The 2,676-nt window shown below is 72.5% G+C and carries 2 protein-coding genes; one reads left to right on the top strand and one right to left on the bottom strand.

The window, feature by feature from the left end; all coding sequences use genetic code 11:
* On the top strand, positions 1 to 693 hold a 693-nt coding region (locus ITP53_RS54765), incomplete at its 5' end, for a hypothetical protein (RefSeq protein WP_207757752.1).
* 47 nt (positions 694 to 740) lie between these two features.
* Here ITP53_RS54765 and ITP53_RS54760 read toward each other — a convergent pair.
* Positions 741 to 2,676, bottom strand: a 1,936-nt coding sequence (locus ITP53_RS54760) for a protease-associated domain-containing protein (protein ID WP_207757751.1), incomplete at its 5' end; no start/stop codon positions are given.

The following is a 2,676-nucleotide window of genomic DNA, read 5'->3' as shown; positions in this document are numbered from 1 at the left end:
GGGTGGGGCGGGCCGGTCCGGCTACCCTCGCCCTTCATGACGTACGGCCCTCAACAGCCACAGTTCAACGCCCCCTATCCCCCGCAGCAGCCCCCTGCCTTCGCACCGCCTCCCGTGGTGATCGACGTCGGCGGCGACGCCAAGGTGAAGGCGCTGGTCGGCGGCTCAGTCGCGGGGGTGATCGGGCTCATCTCGATCTTCTCGGCACTCACCGGCCAGGTGACGGGCGGCGCGGGCACCGCGGTGGTCGTCGGGATCCTCGGGCTGGTGTTCCTGTTCATCGGCCTGCTGCCGGTCATCGCCTGGCGCAAGGTCGGCCGGCAACGCAAGCTGGTCTTCGACGGTTTCGGTGTGCGGTGGGACGACCCCCAGGGCAAGCCGTGGGCCGTCCCGTGGGCGGAGCTGTCCGGGGTGGGCATCTCGCGCACCCGGCAGCGCCGCGTCAAGCCGGCCGACTACATCATCCGCAGGACGATGGTCCGCCTCGACCTCTTCCCCGCCGACCAGGGCTTCCGCGGGCGCCATCCGGAAATGGAGCACCTGTGGGAGTTCCACACGGTCAAGAACGGCTACCGGCTGCCGCTCGGCTCGAGCCCCAAGTACATCCCGGTCATCGAGCAGGCGATGCGGCAGTACCGCCCGGCCGCGTACCTCGGGGTCAAGGACGAGGGCTTCATGGTGGGCCTGGTCTGACACCTCCCAGCCGACCCGGCGGGCCTGGCGGGAGGCGTCAGAAGGGGTTACTTCAGGGCGTACGCCCGCTTGATGGTCTGCGTGACCGCACCTCCGGCCTGGTCCGACGCGGTGACCCGCAGCGAGACGAAACCGCTGGTGGCGTTCAGCGGCGGATGCGCCAGGAGCGACTGGTAGCGATCCTTACCCCGCTTCACGGTGAGCGCCGTACGCCAGGTGGCGCCGTCGTCGACCGAGTACTCGACCTTCACCCGCCGGACGTCCGGCGCCTTCCGGATCGACGAGTGCGGGCCCGCCCCGATCTCGAAGGTGTACGGCCGCCCCGCCGGCGCCCGGTTCAGCAGGTCGAGCGGCAGGTCGTAGGTGAGCAGGATGGCCGGCTGGACCGCGCAGGACGACCCATACGAGCAGGTGTGCCCGTCGGGCGTGCCTGACGACGGCGGCGCGGAGGCGAACCGCGAGCTGGTGGTCACCTCCGGAGACAACGTCCGCTTGGTGGTGTCGACGCTCTCCAGCCGGTAGTCGGCGCTCCCGTCAGGGACGGTGAAGGAGCGGGGCGCCCGGCCCTGCACCGGCACCTCCTGGTCACCGGCGAACAACCGCGGCGCGGACTTGACCTCGGCCGTGCTCAGGTCGGTGTAGTGCCGTGGGTCGGAGTCCGACCACCGGTCCAGCGGCACGAACCTGTCGCCGTCCCGGCACAGCACGCACGGCAGGCCTTCCGGGTAGCGCTCGGGCAGCTCGGCGGCGCCCGGCGCCAGAGGCGCCTTGAACCAGTCCTCGCCCTGCCGGCGGTCGCTCCGGGTGAAGCGGTCCGTGGAGTGCATCCGAAGGCTCTGGTTGGTGATCTCCCGGCCCCACGTGACCTTGTCGTCGACCGGGCCGAAGTACTCGGTACGGGCGAGCGGCATCGTCAGGGGCTGCCCGTATGTGATCTTCCCTGGCTCCTCCCCCGTGGTGGACCAGCCGTACTCCCTGCCGGCGGTGTTCGGCTGGTCGGCGTGGTACTGGGCGTCGATCCTGACGAGATCCTCCGGGTCCACCCTGTGGGCCTTCGTGGGGATCCGGCCGCGATCGTCGTAGCGCAGGCGGTACACGGGGTCCGTCCCGCCGTCCGGCTCCAGACACATCGAGACCGGCCCCTTGTCCACGGCGGCGCGCAGCGCGCGCCCCTGTTCGGCGCTCAGCCCCAGTCCCAGGGACCGCCCGGAGAAGTCGCTGGGCACCCGGGCCCGGCCGCCGTCGACGTCGAGGTAGCCGACGAGGCCCGCGGCGCCGCGGTCGGAGGCGAGCCTGGCGGCCTGGTCCATCTGTCCCGCCGCGCTCCGGTACGGCGCCTCGCCACCCCCGAGCGGCACGCCGGCCAGGACCAGCTTGCCCGCCACGTCGACGCCCGCGAAGTCCTCCTCCCTGCCCTGCCCGACGGATACGACGGGCAGGGTGCGGACCTCGGTGAGGTTCTCGCGCATCCCGTCGACGTCGTAGACGGGGTCGAGCCGGAGCCTGCCCGCCGTGGCCGAGGCGAGCGCGGCGGGGTCGATGCTCGGGAGCGGGCGCACGTTCTCGGCGGCGGTCAGAGCGCCCGCGGCCTGGGAGAGCGTGGCGGCGGCCGGCTCGCCGCCGTAGGTGACGAGCAGCGGGATGCGGTCGGTACGGCCCTCCCGCGCCAGCGTGACGACGTCGAACAGCTTCTCGTCCAGGACACCGGACGCGACCGGCGTCGCCGCGTCCGACGGCAGGACCAGCCAGCCGCCGTCCCGGCCGGGCAGGGTGGCGAAGGTGATCTGCGCGCCGTCGGGGCGGGGCGCCTGCTCGATGGAGATCGCGGGAACGCCGTTCTCGACCGGCGTGTACGCGACGACGTCGCCGGTGATCAGCGTGATGGAGACCGTGGCAGGCCCGGTGGTGACCTGGGTGGCGGACCCGGTCGCGAGCTGGGTGGCGGACCCGGTGGTGACCTGGGTGGCGGCCACGGGGGTGGTC

This window comes from Nonomuraea cypriaca, from assembly GCF_015645445.1.
GTDB classification, from domain to species: domain Bacteria; phylum Actinomycetota; class Actinomycetes; order Streptosporangiales; family Streptosporangiaceae; genus Nonomuraea; species Nonomuraea cypriaca.
The sequence above is the reverse complement of the archived record's forward strand: the minus strand, read 5'-3'. Positions and strand labels throughout refer to the sequence as shown.